This window comes from Marinomonas sp. MED121, assembly GCF_000153025.1.
Taxonomy (GTDB): domain Bacteria; phylum Pseudomonadota; class Gammaproteobacteria; order Pseudomonadales; family Marinomonadaceae; genus Marinomonas.
Map to the genome: position 1 here is coordinate 231,530 of NZ_CH672431.1, position 22,972 is coordinate 254,501.

A 22,972-nucleotide genomic window follows, 5' to 3' on the forward strand; every position below is an offset into this window, starting at 1 on the left:
TTAAGAGAAGCAGCTTTAAGTAAAATAATCCATTTTTACTCATAAAAATAAGTACTAAAACGTACAAAATAGATATTAAAGCAAGCTTTCAATCCATCAAAATTGGCGATGAAACGGCGATACTGCAATGACCCAGAAATCTGTAGATGTACTCCTAGTTGGGGCTGGTGCAATGAGCACAACCCTAGGCACGCTGCTAAAACAGCTTGACCCTTCATTAAAAATCACACTTGTTGAACGTCTAGAAAGCGTGGCACAAGAAAGTACGGATGGTTGGAATAATGCAGGCACAGGTCATGCGGCTTATTGCGAACTTAATTACACCCCTGAGAATAGCGACGGTAGCGTAAGCACAAACAAAGCATTAGAGATTAATGCCGCTTTTGAAATCAGCTTACAGTTTTGGTCTTATTTAGTTGAACAAAACCTCTTACCTGCCCCTAAAAACTTTATCAATTCTGTTCCCCATCAGAGCCTAGTTTGGGGTGATGATAATGTTAAGTTTTTGCGTAATCGCTTTGCAGCACTAAAAGAACATCACTTATTTGCGGGTATGGAATACTCCGAAGACCCTGAGGTATTAGCTCAGTGGATGCCGTTGATAATGAAAGACAGAGACATCAATGAAGCTTGTGCAGCAACCCGTATAAAGCATGGCTCTGATGTTAACTTTGGTGCGCTTGCGCGCAATATGAGTAAATACTTAGAGAGCGCAGGCGGTGTCGATATATTGCTTAGTACTAGTGTTACCGGCTTTGAACAGCAAGATGATGCTAGCTGGGACGTTACAGTTGAAAGTAAAGGGGAAAAGCAAACCATAAACAGCCGTTTTGTATTCTTAGGGGCTGGTGGTGGTGCACTACCTTTATTGCAAATGTCAGGGATAGAAGAAAGTAAAGGATATGGCGGCTTTCCTGTCAGCGGCCAATGGCTAGTCTGTGAGAAGCCTGAAATCGTCGAGCAGCATTATGCGAAAGTTTACGGTGCAGCACCGATAGGTGCGCCGCCTATGTCAGTGCCCCATTTAGACACTCGCATTATTGATGGTAAAAAAGCCATCTTGTTTGGACCTTTCGCAGGTTTTACCACTAAATTTCTCAAAAACGGCTCATTCCTAGACCTTCCTAAAAGCATCAAGCTAAATAACCTTAAGCAAATGCTTTCTGTTGGTAAGAACAATATGGATCTAACTCGCTACCTTGTTAGTGAAGTAAGACAAACGCAAGCAGACCGTGTTGATGCTCTCCGCTCATTTTATCCTAATGCAAAAGATGAAGACTGGACTTTGGCATATGCTGGTCAGAGAGTTCAAATAATTAAGCAAGATAAAGAAACTGGCGGCGGTAAATTAGAGTTTGGTACAGAAGCGATAGCCTCAAAAGATGGAAGTTTAGCAGCCCTTTTAGGCGCCTCACCTGGTGCATCAACCACAGTAAATACCATGATAGGTATTTTAGAACGTTGCTTTAAAGAGAAGATGAATAGCCCTGAATGGCAGGCCAAGATGAAGTTGATGGTACCCTCATACGGTGAGTCTCTTATCAATGATAAAGAGTTGCTCAAACAGGTAAGAAACCGTACCCTAAGCACACTTCAATTAGGTGAAATGCCAGAAATTTAGCCCCTCGTTGAAACGCTCTAAACACAAACAAAGCCGCTGACCAAGCGGCTTTGTTAATTAAACCATTAAACTAATTAGGACTAGTTGTTAGATCATAGTTAATGAGCAAACATTTGCATGGGTAGCACCTCTTATATATAGTCAGCTAAAATCATTACTTGGAACTTAAAGATGGCAAGAATATTAGGATTATCAGGAAGTCTACGAAATGCTAGAGTTACATCTAGTAACTCGCTATGTGACGACATCAAAAAGATTTCAACTAAAGAAGAATTAATTCATTACATAGAAGAACAAGGTAAAGACTTAGTAGACTCATTCCTAAAAGCGAGCGAAGGTGAGGAAGGGTCGTACCTAAAAACTTATGAAAAACTCCGAGGGATGGCAAAAGATCAGGGGCTATCAAATTCTGAGTCTGCTCTAGCATGTGGACTATGGGCTGCTGTACAAGATGGTTGCGATATTGACTACTTATCTTTAGCTAGACATTTCCCCCCCTTAGGCAAGGTAAAACATGAAATAGAGCTAAAGCAAAAAATCCTAAAATGTGATGGACTATTAATTTCAGGGCCAGTTTATTTCGGTGACAGGGGATCTTTAACTCAATCTTTTATTGATTACTGTTATAAAGATCAAGAAATACTAAACCATTTGAAAGGAAAAGTGTACGCAGGGATATCAGTTGGAGCAAAAAGAAACGGAGGTCAAGAAACAACACTTATTTATCAGATGCTTGATATGGCAAATATGGGAATGCTATCAGTAGGTAACGACAGCAGAACAACTTCGCAGTATGGAGGAACCGCAGTTGCTGGAGATATAGGAAAGTTAACACAAGATAATTACGGTGTAGATACTTGCATAAGCACAGGATACAGAATATCTAACGTTGCAAAACTTGAAGAATGCTCAAGAGATATACTAAGTACTCCTAAAATAAAAGTGCACTTAATTTTGCTTCAAGATAGTAATGATAGAAAAGGCTTAGAATATTTCAATAAATGGATTAAAAAGGTTTCTACAAACTTCCCTAATGCTGAAATTACATTATGGGATGTATTATCTGAAAAGGTAGTGCGTTGTATAGGCTGTGATATTTGCCCAATCGATGTAGGCAAATCGGAGGAATATCGGTGTATAATAACTCGTAAGGATGATTTCTTTTCAACAAACCATGAAGAAATAACAGATGCCGATGCATTACTCATATGTGCGTATAACCCTGAGAATAGAGCAGAAGTAAACTCAGTCTATCAACAATACATGGAACGAACACGATATATAAGAAGAGATAATTATTTATACAGTGACTTATTAGTTGCACCTTTTGTAATTAGTGAATTATCAGCAAGGCAAAACATACATACAAGAATAATGACATCTATGGTAAGGCACCAAACTATCATAAGTCATCCCTTAATCGGAATGATATATAACAACGAATATATAAACGAAGAGCCAGTATATAAACACTCGTTAGACTTCATGCAAACAGCATCAAAAATTGCAAAAGCCAGAATAAAACTAGAAGTAGATCGAGAAAACCAATACCAACCAGTTGGGTATGTAATTAGCAAACAAAAAAATCATGCTGATATGAAGTCAGGAAGATTAACAAAATCAATAGAAAAAGCAAAAGCTACGAGATTAGAAAAACAAAATAATAGACTAAATATTACCGAGGACTGAAAGTGGAAAAAATCAGCTTACAACAAACAATCTCTATTATTACAATATACTCACAGGAAGGTATTGAAATAACCCCAGAAACAAAGCTACTTGAGAATGAGGTTATCGACTCTATTAATGTAATTCAGATAATTTCAGAGCTTGAAAGTCAATTTAATGTAAAAATAGGTCCAATGGACTTTTCATTTGACGACTTTGAAACTCCAATAACACTAAAAAATGCTATAGATAAGTTATAGAGATGATTTATTTTTCAGATAGAAATAAAGAAATAGTTGCACTTGAAACATCTAATGGAAATTATACATTTGGTGATATATATGAAAAATCTAATGAGATATCTAAATCTTTAAAAAGTATGTTTCAAGCACAGGAAACAATTCTTGTATCATCTGAAAATCCATTTATTTTTATTGCTAGTTTATTTTCACTTTATGAATGTAAAATGAAATTTTGTTGCTGGAATGGAGACAGTGATATAAATGATTTATATAAATTAGTATCTGCAAGCGGTTATTTATACATTGATAATAACGAAGATTACAGTCTATCAAAACTCTATGAATCAACAGCATATATTGAAAATGATGGCAATTTCATTATAACAACTAGTGGGTCAACAGGCTCACCTAAAGGCGTATCCTTAAAAATAGAAAATGTTATAAATAATGCAAAACTTGCCTCTGAGAAAATACGATTCAAAGATTACAACCTAGAAAAGTGGTGCATTGATACAGACTTGTCTTTAATGTCTGCAATATCACATTTGTTTATGGCATGGGAAGCAAGAATCCCTTTAGTACATTTAAAAGGTTATCAGAAAAAATATATATCAGACCTTTTTTCCCAAAATATAGTAGGATTCGGTGGTGCTCCACTTCAATTAACCAACCTTTCTAATTTTTTAACCAGCATAAAAAGTAAAAGTCTTTTCATAAGCTCAGGTGATTTTTTAACAAAAGAAAATATTAACTTAATAAATAAACGACATCCTGATTTAGATATATGCTCATTCTATGGATTAACTGAATTATCTGGACGCCTGTGTTATATGAGTACAGAAGACATTAAAATGTCACCAGGTGCTGCAGGAAAAGAAATAATAGAAAATAGCACATATATTAATACTAGAAATGAAGTGGTTGCTAATAGTCCACTTCTATTCGAAGGTTATTATAGGAAAAATATGCCCTTTGAAAAAAATAATGGTGAATTTATTACTGGAGATATAGCTAAAAAAGGAGTTGATGGTATTATTTGGCTAGAAGGTAGAAGTACTGACACGTTCAAAGTTAGTGGGTTAAAAGTAAATAGAATATTAGTTGAAAAAGTATTATCTAAAGTTTTAAGTGGGTTTGAATATTGTGTTTTACCAGTGCAGCACAGTAGTATGGGGACATGCTGCGCTTTATTTATACAGGAAGATATAAACAGAAAAACACCATCTTTAAGAGAAATAATCAAAAGCATTAAAGAAACATCTCCAAGTATTTATATACCTGTTTTTACATATATTATTAACAATCTTCCAACTTTAAAAAACGGCAAGCTTGACAAGCAGAAATTAATAAAAGATCACTTATCGTTTAAAAGGCATAATTAATGGGTCTAATAAAGGCAATAGTAGTATCTACTTTAATTTATATGATTTTTTTATTATCTATATATCAATACTATAGTGTTGGTATAATTTTAGGTGGGGAAAATGCGTTTCGATATATTGGATTCTGATTTTTTAACCGATTTACGTTGGGGCTTGATTAAGTCTAAAGTAGATGCATATGTATTCTTAATAATAACCAGTATAATTTTAGCATCTTTCTCAATGTATTATATATATGATATTGAGAAAAAAATTGAAAAGCAGTTTATTTCGAAAAAAAGAAGCCCTTTTGAAATATCTAAAAACACAAATAACTTCAATCACAAAGGACTCAATGTACTGCTGTTAGGTGGATCTACATCTAGGGAACTAACCGGTCAAAATAAATATTATAGTGAAGAAATAACTAATTTATGTGGTAGAAAAGTAAACTTTATTAATGCAGGTTCAAGTAGTCAAAGCTATATTGCCTCTAGAACAATTTACTCACAATTCAGAGAAAAAAACAAAATAGACTTAGTCGTTATCGGTACAAATTACTTTAGATATATTTTACCAAAAAGTGAAATTTCAAGTGATACATTAAATACAAAACAAATGAAGAGCATACCTTTTAATTTATTTATTGAAGAATTTCCAATATCACAAAACCTCCCAGCAATAGAGCCAATATATTACATTGCAAAAATAAATTCTCTAAAAAAAACAAATAAGATCAGATCTTATAAAAGGGTAAAGGATAACAAAAAATATTTCCAAGCCTTTCATAATAAATATACTGGTGAAGCAAGAAGTACTTCTGAAAAAGAAAAAATCGCCTCACATTTTTTACTAAGTAGATATTCAGATTTTCAAAACCATTCAGAATTTGGAGCAAATCATTGGAACAAATTTATAAAGAATGCTAAATCGAATGGAAGTCAAGTAATATTTTTAGCTTTACCTGAAGACCTTTCTCTACAAAAAGTATCTAGATATTTTGAGCCTTTATTTAGTGCGCACTTAAAAAGCCACAAAGAGAACGGAGCAAAAATCATTGACTGGAGAAGCAAAGAACTTGGGTTGAAAAAAGAGGATTTTTATGATCAACAGCACTTACTTAAAAGTGGCAGAAGAAAGTTATCAGCCCCATTAAATAACTTAATTAAAAGCAATCTTTCAAGATGTATTAATAATGATTAAAATGTCAAAAATCTATATTTATCTACTTCTTATAATTATAACTGTAACCGTAATTGACTCACTAGGAATTCTTACTACTCCAAGTTACTCAATAAACTATAATAATTTTAACGATGGGATAATGACATCTAATAATATAACAGAGAGTGAAGTTATATCATTAAATAGAGAAAGCTCTATTAGCATAAAAGTATTGCCAAATGGGTATGCTATGAGCGCATTTTTACATGCATCCATTAATGGTGAAGTCTATATTAAACAAGGAAATACATTTCAAAAACCTGGAGTTGGAGTTGACGATAACACTTTTAAAGAAATTCAGGTCAAAACAAAAGTCTCACCTAATTCAATAACAGAATTAATAATATATTCAGATGATGAAAGAGCAATCATAAAAGATATCAAACTAAAAGTTTATAAAGCTAAAAGAGCAAGTGACATCTCTGGAAATATAATTTATTATTTCTTTATTTCAATTTCAATTTTAGGTTTATTTACGAGAAAATTAAGCCAGAGAAAATCAAATTTATTATTTATAGCAGTTTCGTCATTTATATTATTTTCATTATCTAAAACATCTTTCTTTTTAATATTTTTATTTTTATTTTTAAGCTATTTCTTTATAAATAAAACATTAATTACTAAAAAAAACAAAAAGAAATATTTTTTCATTACCACTTCATTATTAATAACCATAGTACTTATAACCGTTAAAATATTAATACCATCCACAAACAGTATTTTCCTAAACCCTGGTGGTATATTTTTAGCGATTCCACTTGGCTTTTCATATTTTATAATCAAATCTATAGATGTAAGCATTGATTCATATAAAGGAAATCTCAAAAGCTTTTCATTACAAGATTATTTTGCGTATATGTTATTCCCTTCTACATTAGCAGCAGGGCCTATAAAAACATATAAACAATATTTAAACGCCAAAAACAGTGACTATAGCGTAATAGATTTTAGTGCTGGTTTTTCTCGAGTATTGTTAGGAATTTCAAAAAAAGTCCTCGCTGATACTTACTTATTACCTTCTATAACAACTCAGATAGATTTATTCGCACAAAACTCATCCAATTTTGAATTAAACTCTGTTGCATTTTTTATGTTAATTCAAAATTTTCTATATATCTATTTAGACTTTACAGCTTACTGTGACATGGCTATTGGGAGCTCTAGATGCATGGGCTATAAAGTACCTGAGAACTTTAAATGGCCGCTTTTAAGAACATCAATTACTCAGTATTGGCAGCACTGGCATATGACTCTTTCGAGTTGGGCAAGGAAAGTAGTATTTATGAATGTGATGCTTTCAACAAGATCAATTTTTTTAGCTACATTTTGTACTATGGTAACAATAGGATTATGGCATAAATTATCATTAGGTTGGCTTAGCTGGGCAATACATCATACAATATTAATGAGACTTGAAAACAGGTTGGCAACTAGTGATTTTTTCAAAAAAGCACCATTAATAAAAATGAATAAACTGTTTTGCTTTATTAAATCAATATTTATGATTATGTACGTATGGTTTTTTGTTGCAGCAGGTCAAAGCTTTATAATTTTCACAGACTTTAATATGTCAATATTGGCATATTACTCAATGCTAGCATCAATTCCGTTATGGATAATAAATTTAATTTAATATTTAAAATATTATAGGTTTTATATGTTTTTTTCAGAACGTGCCGATCAAATTTGTGATCAACTAAGAGAAATAGAACATCATACAGAAGATAGTGACACTCTCTTTTTTTGTGCCTACTTATTAGGTTTATTAGGTGTTCATGGCGGTATCGATGCTCAAGGCCAAACTGAATTTGATGAAAACTTTGAAGCTGCTTTAAAAGATGCTTTTGCTAATGAGAACATGAGTGATGAAGATCAAGCTCAGATTTTAAACTTATGGCACAAAGTAATTGTTTAGAAAGGTTAAATCCTTAAACTTTATTTTTCTTTACACCTTGAATTATTCACTTTGAACCTCAGCTCTAATAGAGGCTCTATGTGTGTTAGTTGCATTCTTCAGTTCTTTGTAAAGATTAGGATTCTAGGCTAGCATTTTGGAACTTTAGATATTTTAGTTGATCCTAGCATTGGATCGACACTAACATCTCGATAATAATTTATAGAACGGAACGCTTCTTATGAAAAAAACGATGATTGCAGCACTTACGCTTTCAACTTCTCTAGCATTTGCTGCAGATACCACTTTCACACCCGAAACTGAGTCTCAAAAGCTAGGTTACACCTTTGGCACCATGGTGGGTGCTCAACTAAGCCAAGGCGTTGAAGACCTTGATATTGATTCCTTCATGGAAGGTTTTAGCTCAGCCTATAAAGGCCAAGAGCCGGTACTTTCTGAAGAAGAACTTAAAGATATTTTCCAAGCATTCCAGCAAGAAAAAATGGAAGAAGCTCGTATTGCTCAAGAACAAGAAGCCGAACAGGCAAAAGCAGGTTCTGTTGAATGGTTAGCAGGAATCGAAGCACAAGACGGAATTATGAAAACAGAGTCTGGCCTTTTATATAAAGCAATCACAGAAGGTACAGGCACGAAACCTGTGGCAACTGATACAGTAAAAGTGAACTATGAAGGTTCACTCGCTAACGGTACTGTTTTTGATAGCTCTTATGAGCGTGGCGAGCCAATCAGCTTCCCACTAAACCAAGTTATTCCAGGCTGGACTGAAGGCCTACAATTAATGACTGTTGGTTCTAAATACGAACTATACATTCCATCTGACCTAGCTTATGGACCAGCTGGTACCGGCCCTATCCCACCACATTCAGCACTTAAATTTGTGGTTGAATTACTGGACATAGAAACAGCGGCTGTGGCTGAAGCCGAATAAGTTAACTGTTCGCTTAAACAAAAAACCCACCTTATGGTGGGTTTTTTTATATATTTCAAAAATGTAAAAATCAAATAAACTCTTCGATATACCTTTCTACAACCTTAGTACTATCAAATTGAGCGAGAACTCTCTCTAGATCTAGCTTATAAGTATCATTTTCAGTAAACGATAAGGCAAATGCAATTTTATGAGCTAAAGACTCGGGTGTCATATCAGAAAGAAAAGGCTCTAACTCGCCATTCATAATCTGCCTAACACCACCTGGAGAATCCGTCGCAACAACTTTAGTTCCAGTTGCTAAGGCTTCCAATAAAACCATACCTAAACCTTCATGTTTTGAACTTAAAACATATAAATCAGACTGTTCATAGTAATGAAAAGGTTCACTAGTGCTACCTTTGAAATGAACATAGCTATTCAAATCAAGTTCATCTACTTTCTTTCGAATAATAGTTTCATCAGGACCAGAACCGACAATCAAAAGGTCATGCTCAACTTGATAATTAGAACGGGCAATTGCAAAGGCCTCAATCAAAAGGGAGAAGTTCTTCTGATGGACCAAACGACCTAAACCGAGAATAAAGTGGTTAGAATGGACTGATTCTTTTGATTTAGATGACTCTCGAATAAAGTTAAAGTCGCAGGGGTTACTTAACATAATAGCTTTTTTATATGCCAAACTATGCGTTTTAGCCATATCCAGAAAACTCTCGAGCGCGCCATTTGACACACAGGCCACATTACGTTGATCGAATAGAGAGTGAAAAACTTTTCTAGATAACCCTTTGTACATAAACTTTCTTTGTACATTCTCACATACAAAAACAAATCGAGGATCATCTAAAGCCCAAACATGTTCAAAAGTACCCTGCCCTCTAAAAATAACCAGATCAAACGCTGCACCATTTTTAACTTCAAGCGCTTTTAACTTAACTTCAAACTCTTTAGCCTCAAGACGATTAAACCAGAGCAGATTAGATTTTCTAAAGATAGCATTTAAAAATTTCGAGCCAAGAAAACATAAAGGTCCGTAAATTTTCTTAAACGCCGCCCGTTTCAAATCAAATAAATGTATCGGCACCTCACTATTCGGCCTTAAGTCAACCTTACGATCTTTTAAGTAAATAAGATCACAGCCATAACCTGATTGGACAATTGCATCAGCTAAAGAAGTTGCAACTCGTTCCATTCCACCCATTTTAAGAGTATGGACCACCACAGCTATGCGCATGCTTCAGCTTCCTCAATCTTTTTACGCTGTTGAGCAAAGTAGAAGGTATATAAACAACCGAACATTATATTATGGACATAAACGCCATAACTCCGAGAGCTAAAGGATTCGAAGAAGTTAATTATGATCCAGAAGATCAAAAAACAAACAGCTAAAACTGTAAACATTTTTAACTCAGGGTTCTCTCGATGAGCCAAAACAAGGGATCGAATGAGCCAATAATACATGCCATAAATAACTAGTGAACCTAAAATACCGTATGCAACTAAAATCTCTATATGAAAGCTATGAAGATGCCTAAACTTTACTTTCTGCTGTTCGGTAAACTTATCAGACTGTTTTATTACTTCTTTAATAGCATTTGGCCCACTACCAATTAATGGGTGTGACTTTACCCAAGCTATAGACTCAATCCATGAGTTAATTCTAATACCATTCCCCTCAGATTTTATTTCGTTAAGATCTCCATTAATTATACTCACTAAAAGAGAGCTCTCATTTTCAAAAGTTTGCTCTATTAATCTTTTTTTGATAGTAGTAGTCTGACTTACACCTCCCAAAAAAATTAAGATAAAAAAATAGCTTAAATATATTTTTACTCCCCCTTTATGAATTAATCGATATATTAAGGGGTATAAAATTAGCACAATAAATATCGACAACCATACCTGTCTCGATTGAGAAATTATCAGTATCCAAACAAGAATAGATATTAACGTTAAAATTATTAATGTAATTACTATTTTTTTATACCAAGCCTTTTCATAAGGAAGTAAAAGAAAGAATAAAGCAATTAGTAAGAAAACACCGGAAAACATTGAGGTGAATTGAGCATTTTTTATTCCAAAATCTACACGATAAGACTGCATAGATAAACTAAGCTGAGATATAAAGTCTTCAGACAAAAAAATACTATAAAGAAAACCTAAGACGCATGAAGAAAAAACTAAAATAACTCTAGCATTCGATCCTTTCAACCAATATGCAATAAAAACAAAACCAAACAATTTTGCAAGACGATCAATTTTAGGTATATCATTTTCAATTCCAGAAAAATAGTAAATTGAACTTCCCCAACTAAGAGTTTGTATTAAAACAACAGAAGATAAGAACCAAAACATTCTATCTACTTTGAAAAAGTTAAATTTCAAAAAAACAACCGGCAAAGAAAAAAGCAAAAAGACATTATAAAAATCTTTAATTAAATCTGGGCTAGATATATAAAAAAAAGAATAAATAACAATCAAAAAAAACATTACTTTTTCAAAAAAAACAGATTCGTATATTTTAAGCAAATTCAATTGCATTTATTTTTACCTTAAGTTCAAATTTTATAAAAGCAAGAAAGTCGACCTAAAAATGTTATAATCTATCTAATAAGGCTAGGAATGTTTAATGATTTTTTATCATTATCAAACTTCCATAAGAAATCAACAATACTATCTGAAGGTTTAAATAATATTGGCGCATTGATAAGAGTCAAACGAACTTTCTCATAGTCAAAGTTTTCACATGCAACATCAAGCTCGTCAATAATTTCATTAAGCTCTAAAAGAGTAAGAAAGTCTTCATTTGCAGTCATTATTCTCGGGTGTATGGTGTTTTGAACATTATTACCAATTAAGAGCTCTTCAAAGAGTTTTTCTCCAGGCCTTAATCCAGTATAGTTAAGCTCAATGTCACCATTAGGATTCGAATCACTTTTAACTTCAAGCCCTGATAACCTGATCAAATTTTTAGCCAGATCTACAATTTTTACAGGCTCTCCCATATCTAATACAAATACTTCACCATTTTCAGCTAAAGCACCTGCTTGAATTACAAGCTGAGCAGCTTCAGAAACAGTCATAAAATAACGGATAATCTCCGGATGCGTGATTGTTATAGGTTGATTGTTAGCGATTTGCCTTTTAAATAAAGGGATAACAGAGCCTGATGAGCCTAATACATTACCAAACCTAACAATACAAAAAACTGTTCTACTTTTTTTATTAGACTCCTCATTTGATAATGCTTGTAATATCATTTCAGCTAACCTTTTTGAAGCCCCCATAATATTAGTTGGACGAACAGCTTTATCAGTAGAAATCAAGACAAATGACTCTACACCTGCATTAATTGAAGCTTTAGCGCAACAATAAGTACCGAATACATTATTTCTTACACCCTCAACTATATTGTATTCGACTAATGGTACATGTTTATATGCCGCTGCATGGTATACAGTATGAACTGCAAAAGTATTCATGATTGTTGTCAAATTACTTACATTTTGAACAGAGCCTAATAACGGTACAATCTGAATTTTACAATTATGATTTTCAATTTTCTGCGATAGTTCTTTATCTATCGAATAAAGTGAGTGTTCTGAAACGTCAAATAAAATTAATATTTTTGGCTTAAGTAGTACAATTTGTCTGCAAAGTTCAGATCCAATAGAGCCACCGGCGCCTGTCACCATGACTACTTTAGATGTTATATTTACTTTCATTAAATCGGCTTTCGGCGCAATTGCATCTCGCCCTAAAAGATCACTTATAGCCACATCTTGTAATTCATTAACTTTTGCCTTGCCTGTTATAATGTCACTGAAAGCAGGAACAGTTAATACCTCTACAGGGTATTTTAATAAATTATTAATTACAGTTTTTCTTACCGACCTAGGTGCCTGTGGTATAGCTAAAAGAACTTTATTGACACTAAATTTATTAACCAGAAATGAAACTTTATGAACTCCGTAAACATGAATGCCTTGAATGATTGTATTTTCTAATGAAGGCTCTTCATCAACAAAACCTCGAACTTTATAGTTTGAAGCTTGCTTTAAAGCCAGTGCAAGCTGCCTTCCAGTTGCTCCTGCTCCATAAATTAAAACCTCTTGATTGTCTTGTTTATTTTTTCGAACTAATAAAAACCTAGCGACAAATCTTCCTCCACCACAAAGCATTACAAGAAAAGGAACATAAATAATTGGAACAGTTCTTGGTAGATATGCATTAAAATAATATGCTAAGAAGACACTACTTAAAGAGGAAATTATAACTCCATATAAAATCACAGCGAAAGCATGAAAAGTTAAATACCTAAGAACAGCACGGTAAACACCTAACTTATAATTTGCCAATAAAGTTAGTACAATTGTACCAAATATAACATACCACACTGTAGCATTTGAAAATGCTGAGATACTACCAAGCCTAGCCCAATAAGCTAAAAAAAATGCGAAGATTATAAAAGATCCATCAGCAGTCAAACTAATAAATATTTTATAGTATCTTGGCAACCTACTAATTTTATCGAGTATTTTCATATAAGTTAATTAGAATTTAAGAACATAGTTTATTTTAAGTCACGCTAGCTTCACAGAGAACTTCAGTAATTACACTAATTGTAGTATTTATTTCTTTTATTGTTAAAGATGGGTGAACTAGTAATAATACACTCGTTTCACTTAACTCAATAGAATTGATACATGGTGTTTTCGGGGAAAATGAAGTTTTATCAAAAGCCTCTTCTAAGTATATTTCTCCACAAGTACCATGGTAAGCAGGCACCCCTCTTGAAATTATTTCAGAAATAATTTTATTTCTACTCCAATTATTTTTCAGTTTTTCTCTATTAATAAAAAAATAATATTTATAGTATGCATTTACAATTTCTTTATTACCTTTCAATAACCTTACACAAGGAATTTTTTTAATTGCTTCTGTTATTAAGGTTGCATTTTTTTGACGTTTACGCACCCAGTTATCAACAAGAGTTAATTGAATTCGACCAATTGCTGCTTGCATCTCAGTCATTCTAAAATTAGTACCAAACGACTTATGCAACCAGCGAAAGCCAGGCATATGTTCCTTATTATAAACGGCGTCAAAACACTTACCATGATCTTTATAAGCCCACATTTTTAGCCATAAATCATGGTCATTTGTAGTTACCATTCCCCCTTCACCACCTGTTGTGATAATTTTGTCTTGACAAAAACTCCATGCGCCAATATCACCAATTGTACCAACAGATACTCCTCTATATTTAGCACCATGAGCTTGAGCACAATCTTCAATAATCTTAAATCCATATTGACTTTTCAGACTCATAATAGGAGCCATATCAGCAGGTAGACCAGCTAGATGAACTACAATTACGGCTCTTGTCTTTCTTGTCAGAACTTTTTTAATACTTTCGGCTGTAATATTTTGTGTATTTAAATCTACATCAGCAAAAATTGGAGTTGCCCCAACGGCCACAATACTTGAAGCTGTAGCAAAGAACGACCTAGGAGTTGTTATTACTTCATCTCCAGCCCCTATATTAAGCGCTTTTAACGCTAACTCTATAGCTACAGTTCCATTCGCTAATGCAATAGAATATTTACAACCTAGCCATTGTGAAAATTCACTTTCAAATTTACGACCTTCTTCACCAGTCCAATAATTAACCTTGTTAGAAAGTAATACCTTGCTTACAGCTTCGGCCTCTTTAGCAGTAAAATTAGGCCAAGATGAGAAAGAGTTATACATGTTTAATCAGCCCTTTAAAAGAATTGCAGCAGGAGTCCCTATAGCAGTAACGTTATCGGGTAAATCGCTAATAACTGTACTACCTGCACCAATTATACTATGGCTACCAATAATTCTCATTTGAATAACCTTTGACCCTATACCTAAGAAAGAGTTACTGCCAATCTTCACCCCTCCAGCAATACAAGCATTTGGAGCCAAGTGTGTGTAATCTCCAACATCACAATCATGCTCTACAACAACAGAAGTATTTAAAATACACCCTTTGCCTATAGAGGCAAAAGCGTTCACTACGACTCCAGGTAAAAGCACTGAACCAGCACCAATGCATACATGCTTACTAATTACTACAGAAGGATGAATTAGAACAGGTATGTTAAACCCCCTGTATTCAAGCTTTTTTATTACCTTTTCTCTAACAGAGTTATTACCAATAGCAACGATAGAAGAAAAACAATTTGTTTTGAGATCAAGCAGATCAGTCAGATTGCCATAAATAGGCCAATGCTCAACAGTTTTTCGAAGAGGGAAGCAGTCATCATAGAAAAACACATCAAAACCTATCAACTCTGCTAGTTCTGCTACAACTTTACCGTGACCATTCGCACCAAATATAGCCAGTTTATTCATCTTTATTCCCTTGAAAATGAGAAGAACTCACACTTCCATCAGCACTAATTCCTTCTTTCAATAATACCTTTTTAAGGGTCAATAATATTATTTTCATATCTAATAAAAAACTTGCATTATCAACATACCACACATCTAATTTGAATTTTTTTTCCCAAGAAATTGAATTACGTCCATTAATTTGTGCCCAACCAGTAATTCCAGGCCTAACTTCATGTCGACGCATTTGAGACTTGTTATATAAAGGCAGGTACTCAACAAGTAAAGGCCTTGGGCCAACCAAACTCATATCACCTTTTATGACATTAAAAAGGCTAGGAATCTCATCAAGACTACTTGATCTAAGAAATGCCCCGAATTTAGTAATACGGGCTTTATCAGGTAATAAATTTTCGTTTGAATCTTTCGCATTAGTCATAGTACGGAATTTTAAAAGTTTGAATACTTTGCCATTTCTACCTGGCCTATCTTGATAGAAGATAATAGGATCACCAAGGTATTTTGCGACAAAAACACAAATAGCTAAGATAATAGGCGATAAGATAAAAATTAATAACAGAGAAAAAGTAAGATCGAAAAGACGCTTCATATAATAACCTTATGAGTTTATTAATCTTCTATAAATCCAAAAAGTCTAATATATTTTTCAGACAAAATCTTGTAATTTAGGTTTTTAATTATATACTCCTTTCCAAGAATACCAATATTCCTTCTTTGAGCTTCAGTCATCGACCTTAAAGAAAGCAATCTATTCTTAAAGGTATTATAGTCACCATAGTTAATAATTTCTCCAGCACCCGATAGCGAGAGTATTGGACAAACCACATCCCCTAAACAAACAATTGGTTTTTCTGAAAACATATAGTCAATAAACTTGTTTGGCGATACTCCATATTTGAATACATTTTTCCTCTGGAATGAGTGAACTAAAACATCAGAGCACTTTAAAATAGACTGAAGTTCGTTTTTTGGAACTTTAGGTAAAAAATGCACATTACTATAGTCTTTATAATTTTCTTTTAAACTTTCTTTCTCTGGCCCATCCCCAATAAAAAGAAAAGCAAAATCCTCACCTATAGAGTCAGCACAATTAATTAAGTTTTCAAGTTTGTAGGCGGAATTAAAAGAGCCTGCATACATAACTATAAACTTATTCTCAGGAATATATAGTTTTAAATATTGAAGATCGACTATTTTCTGATCATTATAATAAAAATCTAAATCAACACCATGTGGAATATAATTGACATTTTTATTTCTACCTAAGACAATAGCAACATGTTTATTTAAATCAGACATTGTCCCAACAATTTCATCTGAATAGTGATACCCTAATTTCTCAATACTTCTTAATAAAATCACTACTGGGTGATAAGAACTTAAATTTTGAATTTCTATTAGCGATTGTGGCCAAATATCTCTTACTTCAAAAACTAGCTTAGCATCAAAAACTTTTTTAAGTATAACTCCAGATATTACAGAAAATAGAGAAAGAGATGAAACAATTATAACTTGAGGTTTTTCACGGCGATTTAGTACTGCAAATAATAAAACAACAAATTCGAAATGTAGCCATGAAAAAAACCTAATAAAGGATTTACTATTTTTGTATTTTATTACGTTTAGCCACGTGACATGAAATCCATTGTAGCTCTCATTTAAAAAAAAATTAAATCCCCGGGGCAATTTTTCATATAAATGAGATGAGTTAGAAGTTATTAATCTGACATTAATATTATTTTTTGTAAACTCTTTACAAAATGAAGAGTGCCTTGTATCAGCACCATACTTTTGAATATTAGCGTATTTTGAAATATACCAGACAGTTTTATTTTTTTTGTTCATATTGATTACTTTTTAGAACTCTATCATACGAGTTGATCATAGTACGGATAGAGATATCCCAAGAATAAGTTTTAACAACATATTTTCTAGCTAATTCTCCTATTTCGATACGTAAAGATTCACTAATTAGCAATCTTTCAATTGCTTTAGCTGCAGATGAGGCATCCTCTCTTGGAACGATTAGTCCTGTTGAGTTATTTATTACGACCTCACAAAAACCAGATACATCTGAAACTACTACAGGTTTACCACAAGCACAAGCTTCAACAACAGCAACACCAAAACTCTCGCTATCATATCGACTAAGAGCTGAAAAAACATCCATGGTATTAATTATTTCAGGGATTTTTGCATGTGGCAATGCTCCCAAAAACTTAACATATTTACTCAACTTAAGCTTTTCCACTAAAATTATAAGCTCATCTTTTTGTGGGCCTTCACCAACTATAATTAACTCAAGATCAAAAGTAGATCCATATTTATGGTATAGAATTGAAAATGCATTTATTAATATATCAATGCCGTATTTTTCAGATAAATATTTAACAGTCCCTATTGTAAACTTATTTCTATTACCGACTTTTGGTTTGGGTTTGGGTTTGGGTTTGAAATGATTAATATCTACACCAAAAGGAGTAACATAGCTATTAGGGTGCTTGTAAATCTGATCCGAAACTTTAAGCATACAGTGACTTGTTGATGCAATTGCTGATGCTGATTTCAAGTTATTCTTTAATATTTTTTTATGTAGAAATGTTTTTTCAGGAAAATCAAAAACATCGCTTCCCCATATTGAAAGAATAGTTGGAGTAAAACCAACAAGATTTGAAAGCGTCCCATAACCCGAAGCGTAATGAACATTTAATATATCAGGAGAAATAGTTTTTAATATACTTTTTAATTCTTTATATGAAACAAGATAACCAAAAGGAACTCCGAACTTTAATTGATGAAAATTAATTTCTTGGGAATATTCTAATTTCACTTTATGTAATGAGATTAAATGGATTTCAATTTTTTCATTAACTAAGCCTTCCGCCCATTTTTTAATATGCACGCTATTCGCATTCCCCAATATTGCAACTTTCATAATGATTTTATATCTCTAATAGCGGTTTCACAGCGAGCTTCCCAAGAATGAAGTGCCTTTTCTTGTTCTATTTTTTTCGTAAGCACCTCTAATGTAGATTTATTATCAATTATCTCTTTTATGCATTCTACTAGGGAAATTGATGAGTAATCGATACAGTAGCCTAGTTCATTTTTCTTAATAAAATTTCCAGCCCATGTACTATTGCTTGCAATAATTGGTTTATGAAATGACATATATTCAAATAGTTTAATTGGAGCAGCAAAAGTCCGATAAAAAATTGGTTCCATGAACAACATAGCAACATCAGTTTCATTAAAAGCTTTTATTAAGCCGTCTCCAGATGTATGTATAACATTTATGTTTTTTGGTATTCTGATAAAAGAATCAAGAGCTTTATCCCACTCATCTTTTCTTGTACAAATTGTCAAATTCACATTAAGTTTTAACTTTTCAAGTCTTGCCATACCATCAATTAACTTATCTATACCATAAAACTCACCTACTCCTCCGACATATAATAAGTTCAATGTATCACTACCGATAAAATCGATGTGATTATTACTATCTAATCCCGGAGGAAGAGCTCTAAACTTATCATTATTAACTAATGGAACGCTAACTGACATTTCAATTGTTGGCAGATAAACAATATCAACTAAATATTTATACAAAAAAAGGTCAAAATAGTAAAAAGTTTCTAAGAGCTTTTTTAAAATTCGTTTTGAAATAGAGTACTTTTTATCATCAAACTTCCAATAAATATCACGATAAAAAACAGCTAATTTGATGTTATTTTTTTTTAGTTTTGAAAAAAAAACAGCATCTAAAAAAGGGGCTCTGGGAAAATGATCTTTATCAGTTAGTAAAGTAGGGATTGAGCAAGATTCTGAATAACAAAACTCATACTTTTTTCCTTTCTCTATTTTATTAACAACCTCAGTAACTAATTTCCGACGTTCATAGCTATACCCCACGACCAAGTCAACATTAAACCCCATTTCAACAAAGGCTTCATACATTTTAATTGGCCTAATAGCACTTCCTGAAGAACCACTAAAATCAAGAGGCATAGGATAATGAAAAATAATATTTTTAATAATAAAACCCTTTTTTAAATACAAAAAATTATTTTATCAGTAGATCTAAACTTATTTTTATAAAATTGTTTTATTTTACTCTTTTTAATAGGGTAATCATCTGTAATGTTAAGCGGTACATATTTAGACCTTTTACAATTCAATGTTGACGATAGTTTCTCTAATGCTTTACCTCTAAGCTCTATGTCTAGAAACATATGCTTTTCTTTATATGATTTAGAAACAAAGACCAAGGCTCTTTTTTTAGGAACTTCACAATCATAGTTTTTATTTTCGTAGTATGTGAAATTTTCTATATTAAGGAAAGTGACTATATTTTCCTTATAAGGAACACAACTTGCTGATATAACAGAAATTGGAGTATATATATTAGATATATATCTCAGCAAGAAAAAAATTAATGTAAGGCTATCAAGTGATGTTATAAAGTCTAATGATAAGAAAATCCCCAATATAACTGATAAAAACAGAATTATATTAGATGAATTTCGACCAAATATTCTCATTTTTTCAAGCCTTTCAAAAGATTTCGAAGAGATTCCGACACCTTCATCTTCGACATCTATATCAAGAGGTTCCTTATCATTATTTCTATTGTTTCTTTTAACTAATGTCAAAAAGTAAAAAAACACGAACAGAAAAGCGATATTAATAAGAGACAATATTGGCTCAAAATAACTTAAGACACATATTGCAATAAACGCTTGTGCAAATACAAACGCATTCAAATATAGGGCCCTCATCGCGCCAAAAGTGCCGTCCAGCTCTCTATAAAAACTAGGAGCTTCATCTATTGTTTTAGTGATTTTATCAAGTTTTATAAGTGAACTATCTCTTAACCTAAGAACCAATCTAGATAAACCAACTCGACTATAAGATAAAACTTTAGAACTGAGCAATAATAGAACAAAAGCAGGCAGAGAAGAAATAACTAACTGTTCAACCGCATTTAATTCCATTGGGATAAAGCTAATCAATCTTGCTATATAATTCACATTTGAATTATCGATATAGTTTTTAACGCCAAAATAGAAAAGACCTATAGCAAAGCCTTGTAAGAAAATTGATAGTATATATATAGAAACTAAAGTAATGAATATAGACTTACTTTTTGATTCAGCAGATTTAATTAATTTAATAGAAAGCGAAAGCAAAGATATAAATGCAGCATAATCTCCTTTACCAAAAAGTTTATTCATATAGAATTTTTTCCTGAAAAGCAGATCTTTCTTTTTCTATTTCTTTACTTATCTTTTTCTTGCAAAAATCTATAGAGTTGACTTTAATTCCAACTAGAGAGCATTTTCTAAAGCTGTTAATAGATAAGTTGTCTCCACTTACAAGTAACTCATCAAAGTATAAAAACTGTTTCTCTACAGACAAAACCTCATTTAGTTTATCTAAAGAAATTAGTTTTCTATTATTTATTTTGTTTTCAAGCCTATTAGGGAGGTATGGAAACTCCAAAACTTTCAATAGCATTAGATCTCTTTTTCGATGAGCTAGTCGACGTTTACCTTTATTAATTACTATTTTTTCTCTGTATTCAGAAATACTTAATGGAATTTCTTGCTCTTGAATTATCTTATCAAATGGAAAAGTAAAATTTTCTCCATAAATATCAAACAATATATTTAATGAGTCCCCTTTTACTTGAACTTTATTTTTCATTTCATTAAAACTATTTGCACTTGCACTCCAAAATATAGTGTCGACATCAGCATTAATTTTTGATGCTAGCTTAAAGCCATAATCACTGACAATCTCTTTTATTAAAAAGCCACACTGGCTTTCTAATAAAACATCATCCACTATAATATTTTTTACAACTTTAAGTTCACCTATATTTTCTTCATATATATAGATCATAAATACCACACTAAGTGTTTAAATACTTTTTGACAATACTAATTATTTTTGCTGAGGCTATATCACATTCATATATAGGCATAATATCTCCTAGCTTATTCAAACAATATTTTTTCAATTCATTTTCTGTTATAGAGTCGATATCATTAACTGTGCTAATATAATCTAGTTTATGAAGCTCTTCCCATATTGGATCATCCCTCAATACTACAGACTTTACGCCAGCATAAGCGGCATCCTTCGGCAGTCCACCTGAATCTGTTATAACACCATTACAATTTATTAATTCTTTAATAACATTGGAATACGTCAGAGGAGAAACAACAGTTACATTACTTTTTTCTAAATCAACCAGTTCTTTTTCTGTTGCTTTAAGTTTCAATCGGGGATGAAGTGGTAACACAACATCAACATCTTCTGATAATTCAATAAGAAAGTTAATCAGCTTTTTTCTTCTTAATTCATTATCTACATTTTCTGCTCTATGGATTGTTACTAGAAACTTTTCTTGACGTTTACTTTCTTCAATAGAAAATTTTGCTTTAATCAAGGAAAACGCATCATACATAAGATCGCCAACAAGAAAGTTTTTGTTTCTATCAACTCCTTCATTATTTAAGTTTTTATAATCTATAGAATTAACACAAAAATGATGAGTGGCTAAATGATCGGCAACCTTTCTATTAACACCTTCTTGGATTCCAATATGAGCTTCAGTTCTAACACCTGCTTCTAAATGTCCGTAAGGTATACTATTTTTAGCACAAGCGATTGCTCCAGCCATAGTTGAATTAGTATCACCATACAAAAAAACATAATCTGGTTTATAACTTAATATTTCATTCCAAATATTAGTTATCATTAATGGTATCTGCCTTTCAGGCCCCATACCTGCAATGTTTCCAAAAGCAATATTTTGAAAGCCAAACTCTTCTATTACTTTTCGTGACATTTCTTCATCATAATGCTGGCCAGTATCATATATATATTGCTCAACACCTGATTCTTTTTTTATTTCATTCCATAATGGAAAAAGTTTTATATATTGTGGTCTTGTTCCAACAATGTGAAGTATTCTTTTAATCATTTTTTACACTCATTGATATCAATTCAAACCTTTCGGCATATTTAAAACCTGATGCAATACCCGCTTCCATAGCTAAACTTTCAATAATTCTTGGCGCGCTATAGGCTCTTTGTGATTGACTTACAAAAGATGATATCGCATCTATTTTTTTATCTAGGTTACTCTGTGACAGTTCAAAAAATACATTTCCAATTAAGCACCTTGAATTCCAAGGGTGGGTATAACCTAATAAAGTTTGTTGCTTGAAAGCTCTGCATGCCTCCAATGCAATAGTATTATGATCTTGATGGTAATCAGAAGTAGAGCTAGTAACTATTAGGTCTGGTTTGATTTTTTTCTTTAATTTAATTAGCTCCTCGAGTATCTCTTGCCTGTAATATGAAAACTTTCTAACTGGAAAATCAAATAATATTATATCGTTTCTTACGCCTAAGCACTTCGCGGATAAAGTTTGCTCGTCTAGTAGCAAATTTTTATCCGCACCCTCTTCTAAGGACTCGACTGGATTACTCATTACAGCCAAGGTGACATCAACTCCTTTTTCAAGCAATACCTGCAACAAGCCACCTGCTCCAAACTCTGTATCGTCAGGGTGGGCAGAAACAAATAATGCTCGTTCAATTTTATTTAATAGCATA

21 protein-coding genes are annotated in these 22,972 nt (G+C 32.6%); 8 read left to right on the forward strand and 13 right to left on the reverse strand.

Features of this window, described 5'->3' with window-relative positions:
* The first annotated feature begins 127 nt into the window (after positions 1-127).
* The 8 genes from mqo to MED121_RS12635 all read left to right on the forward strand — a co-directional run bounded on the left by mqo (position 128) and on the right by MED121_RS12635 (position 8,959).
* Positions 128-1,621 (forward strand): malate dehydrogenase (quinone), encoded by a 1,494-nt coding sequence (gene mqo / locus MED121_RS12600; protein ID WP_009834089.1) that lies wholly within the window; start codon positions 128-130, stop codon positions 1,619-1,621.
* A 171-nt stretch (positions 1,622-1,792) separates the two neighbouring features.
* Entirely contained in the window at positions 1,793-3,310 is a 1,518-nt protein-coding gene (locus MED121_RS23740) for an NAD(P)H-dependent oxidoreductase (RefSeq protein WP_009834090.1), read from the forward strand.
* A gap of 2 nt (positions 3,311-3,312) precedes the next feature.
* Positions 3,313-3,549 (forward strand): phosphopantetheine-binding protein, encoded by a 237-nt coding sequence (locus tag MED121_RS12610; protein ID WP_009834091.1) that lies wholly within the window; start codon positions 3,313-3,315, stop codon positions 3,547-3,549.
* Between the two features lie 2 nt (positions 3,550-3,551).
* Positions 3,552-4,913, forward strand: a complete 1,362-nt coding sequence (locus MED121_RS12615) for a class I adenylate-forming enzyme family protein (RefSeq protein WP_009834092.1) — start codon at positions 3,552-3,554, stop codon at positions 4,911-4,913.
* 102 nt (positions 4,914-5,015) lie between these two features.
* Positions 5,016-6,095 (forward strand): hypothetical protein, encoded by a 1,080-nt coding sequence (locus MED121_RS12620; protein WP_009834093.1) that lies wholly within the window; start codon positions 5,016-5,018, stop codon positions 6,093-6,095.
* A 121-nt stretch (positions 6,096-6,216) separates the two neighbouring features.
* Positions 6,217-7,749: an MBOAT family O-acyltransferase gene (locus tag MED121_RS12625; RefSeq protein ID WP_165474623.1), complete on the forward strand. Its 1,533-nt coding sequence runs from the start codon at positions 6,217-6,219 to the stop codon at positions 7,747-7,749.
* 24 nt (positions 7,750-7,773) lie between these two features.
* Positions 7,774-8,031, forward strand: coding sequence for a YfcL family protein (locus tag MED121_RS12630; RefSeq protein ID WP_009834095.1), 258 nt, complete (start codon positions 7,774-7,776; stop codon positions 8,029-8,031).
* Positions 8,032-8,251: 220 nt separating this feature from the next.
* Positions 8,252-8,959, forward strand: coding sequence for an FKBP-type peptidyl-prolyl cis-trans isomerase (locus MED121_RS12635; RefSeq protein WP_009834096.1), 708 nt, complete (start codon positions 8,252-8,254; stop codon positions 8,957-8,959).
* Positions 8,960-9,029: 70 nt separating this feature from the next.
* On the opposite strand, the gene MED121_RS12640 is transcribed toward MED121_RS12635, so the two are convergent.
* From MED121_RS12640 to MED121_RS12700, 13 genes are all read right to left on the reverse strand, one after another.
* Positions 9,030-10,193, reverse strand: a complete 1,164-nt coding sequence (locus tag MED121_RS12640) for a glycosyltransferase (RefSeq protein WP_009834097.1) — start codon at positions 10,191-10,193, stop codon at positions 9,030-9,032.
* Positions 10,184-11,500, reverse strand: a complete 1,317-nt coding sequence (locus MED121_RS12645) for an O-antigen ligase family protein (protein WP_009834098.1) — start codon at positions 11,498-11,500, stop codon at positions 10,184-10,186. The genes MED121_RS12640 and MED121_RS12645 overlap by 10 nt, the downstream gene beginning before the upstream one ends.
* Before the next feature lie 62 nt (positions 11,501-11,562).
* A complete protein-coding gene (locus tag MED121_RS12650) occupies positions 11,563-13,503 on the reverse strand; it encodes a nucleoside-diphosphate sugar epimerase/dehydratase (protein ID WP_009834099.1) in 1,941 nt (646 codons plus the stop codon).
* 34 nt (positions 13,504-13,537) lie between these two features.
* On the reverse strand, positions 13,538-14,713 hold the full coding sequence (locus tag MED121_RS12655; RefSeq protein ID WP_009834100.1) for a DegT/DnrJ/EryC1/StrS aminotransferase family protein: 1,176 nt from the start codon (positions 14,711-14,713) through the stop codon (positions 13,538-13,540).
* A gap of 6 nt (positions 14,714-14,719) precedes the next feature.
* Complete coding sequence (locus MED121_RS12660) at positions 14,720-15,343, reverse strand: acetyltransferase (protein ID WP_009834101.1); 624 nt, start codon at positions 15,341-15,343, stop codon at positions 14,720-14,722.
* Positions 15,336-15,932, reverse strand: a complete 597-nt coding sequence (locus MED121_RS12665; protein WP_009834102.1) for a sugar transferase — start codon at positions 15,930-15,932, stop codon at positions 15,336-15,338. The genes MED121_RS12660 and MED121_RS12665 overlap by 8 nt, the downstream gene beginning before the upstream one ends.
* Before the next feature lie 20 nt (positions 15,933-15,952).
* The gene (locus MED121_RS12670) at positions 15,953-17,188 is read right to left on the reverse strand and encodes a glycosyltransferase family 4 protein (RefSeq protein WP_009834103.1); all 1,236 of its coding nucleotides are present in this window, start codon (positions 17,186-17,188) and stop codon (positions 15,953-15,955) included.
* A complete protein-coding gene (locus MED121_RS12675; protein WP_009834104.1) occupies positions 17,172-18,278 on the reverse strand; it encodes a glycosyltransferase in 1,107 nt (368 codons plus the stop codon). Before MED121_RS12675 ends, MED121_RS12670 begins: the two co-directional genes overlap by 17 nt.
* Entirely contained in the window at positions 18,275-19,402 is a 1,128-nt protein-coding gene (locus tag MED121_RS12680) for a glycosyltransferase family 4 protein (protein ID WP_009834105.1), read from the reverse strand. The genes MED121_RS12675 and MED121_RS12680 overlap by 4 nt, the downstream gene beginning before the upstream one ends.
* Complete coding sequence (locus tag MED121_RS12685; protein WP_009834106.1) at positions 19,393-20,577, reverse strand: hypothetical protein; 1,185 nt, start codon at positions 20,575-20,577, stop codon at positions 19,393-19,395. The genes MED121_RS12680 and MED121_RS12685 overlap by 10 nt, the downstream gene beginning before the upstream one ends.
* Positions 20,570-21,247 (reverse strand): hypothetical protein, encoded by a 678-nt coding sequence (locus tag MED121_RS12690; RefSeq protein WP_009834107.1) that lies wholly within the window; start codon positions 21,245-21,247, stop codon positions 20,570-20,572. Before MED121_RS12690 ends, MED121_RS12685 begins: the two co-directional genes overlap by 8 nt.
* A 10-nt stretch (positions 21,248-21,257) precedes the next feature.
* Positions 21,258-22,334: a UDP-N-acetylglucosamine 2-epimerase gene (locus tag MED121_RS12695; RefSeq protein WP_009834108.1), complete on the reverse strand. Its 1,077-nt coding sequence runs from the start codon at positions 22,332-22,334 to the stop codon at positions 21,258-21,260.
* Positions 22,327-22,971, reverse strand: a complete 645-nt coding sequence (locus MED121_RS12700) for a PIG-L family deacetylase (RefSeq protein WP_009834109.1) — start codon at positions 22,969-22,971, stop codon at positions 22,327-22,329. The genes MED121_RS12695 and MED121_RS12700 overlap by 8 nt, the downstream gene beginning before the upstream one ends.
* Position 22,972 lies beyond the last annotated feature (1 nt).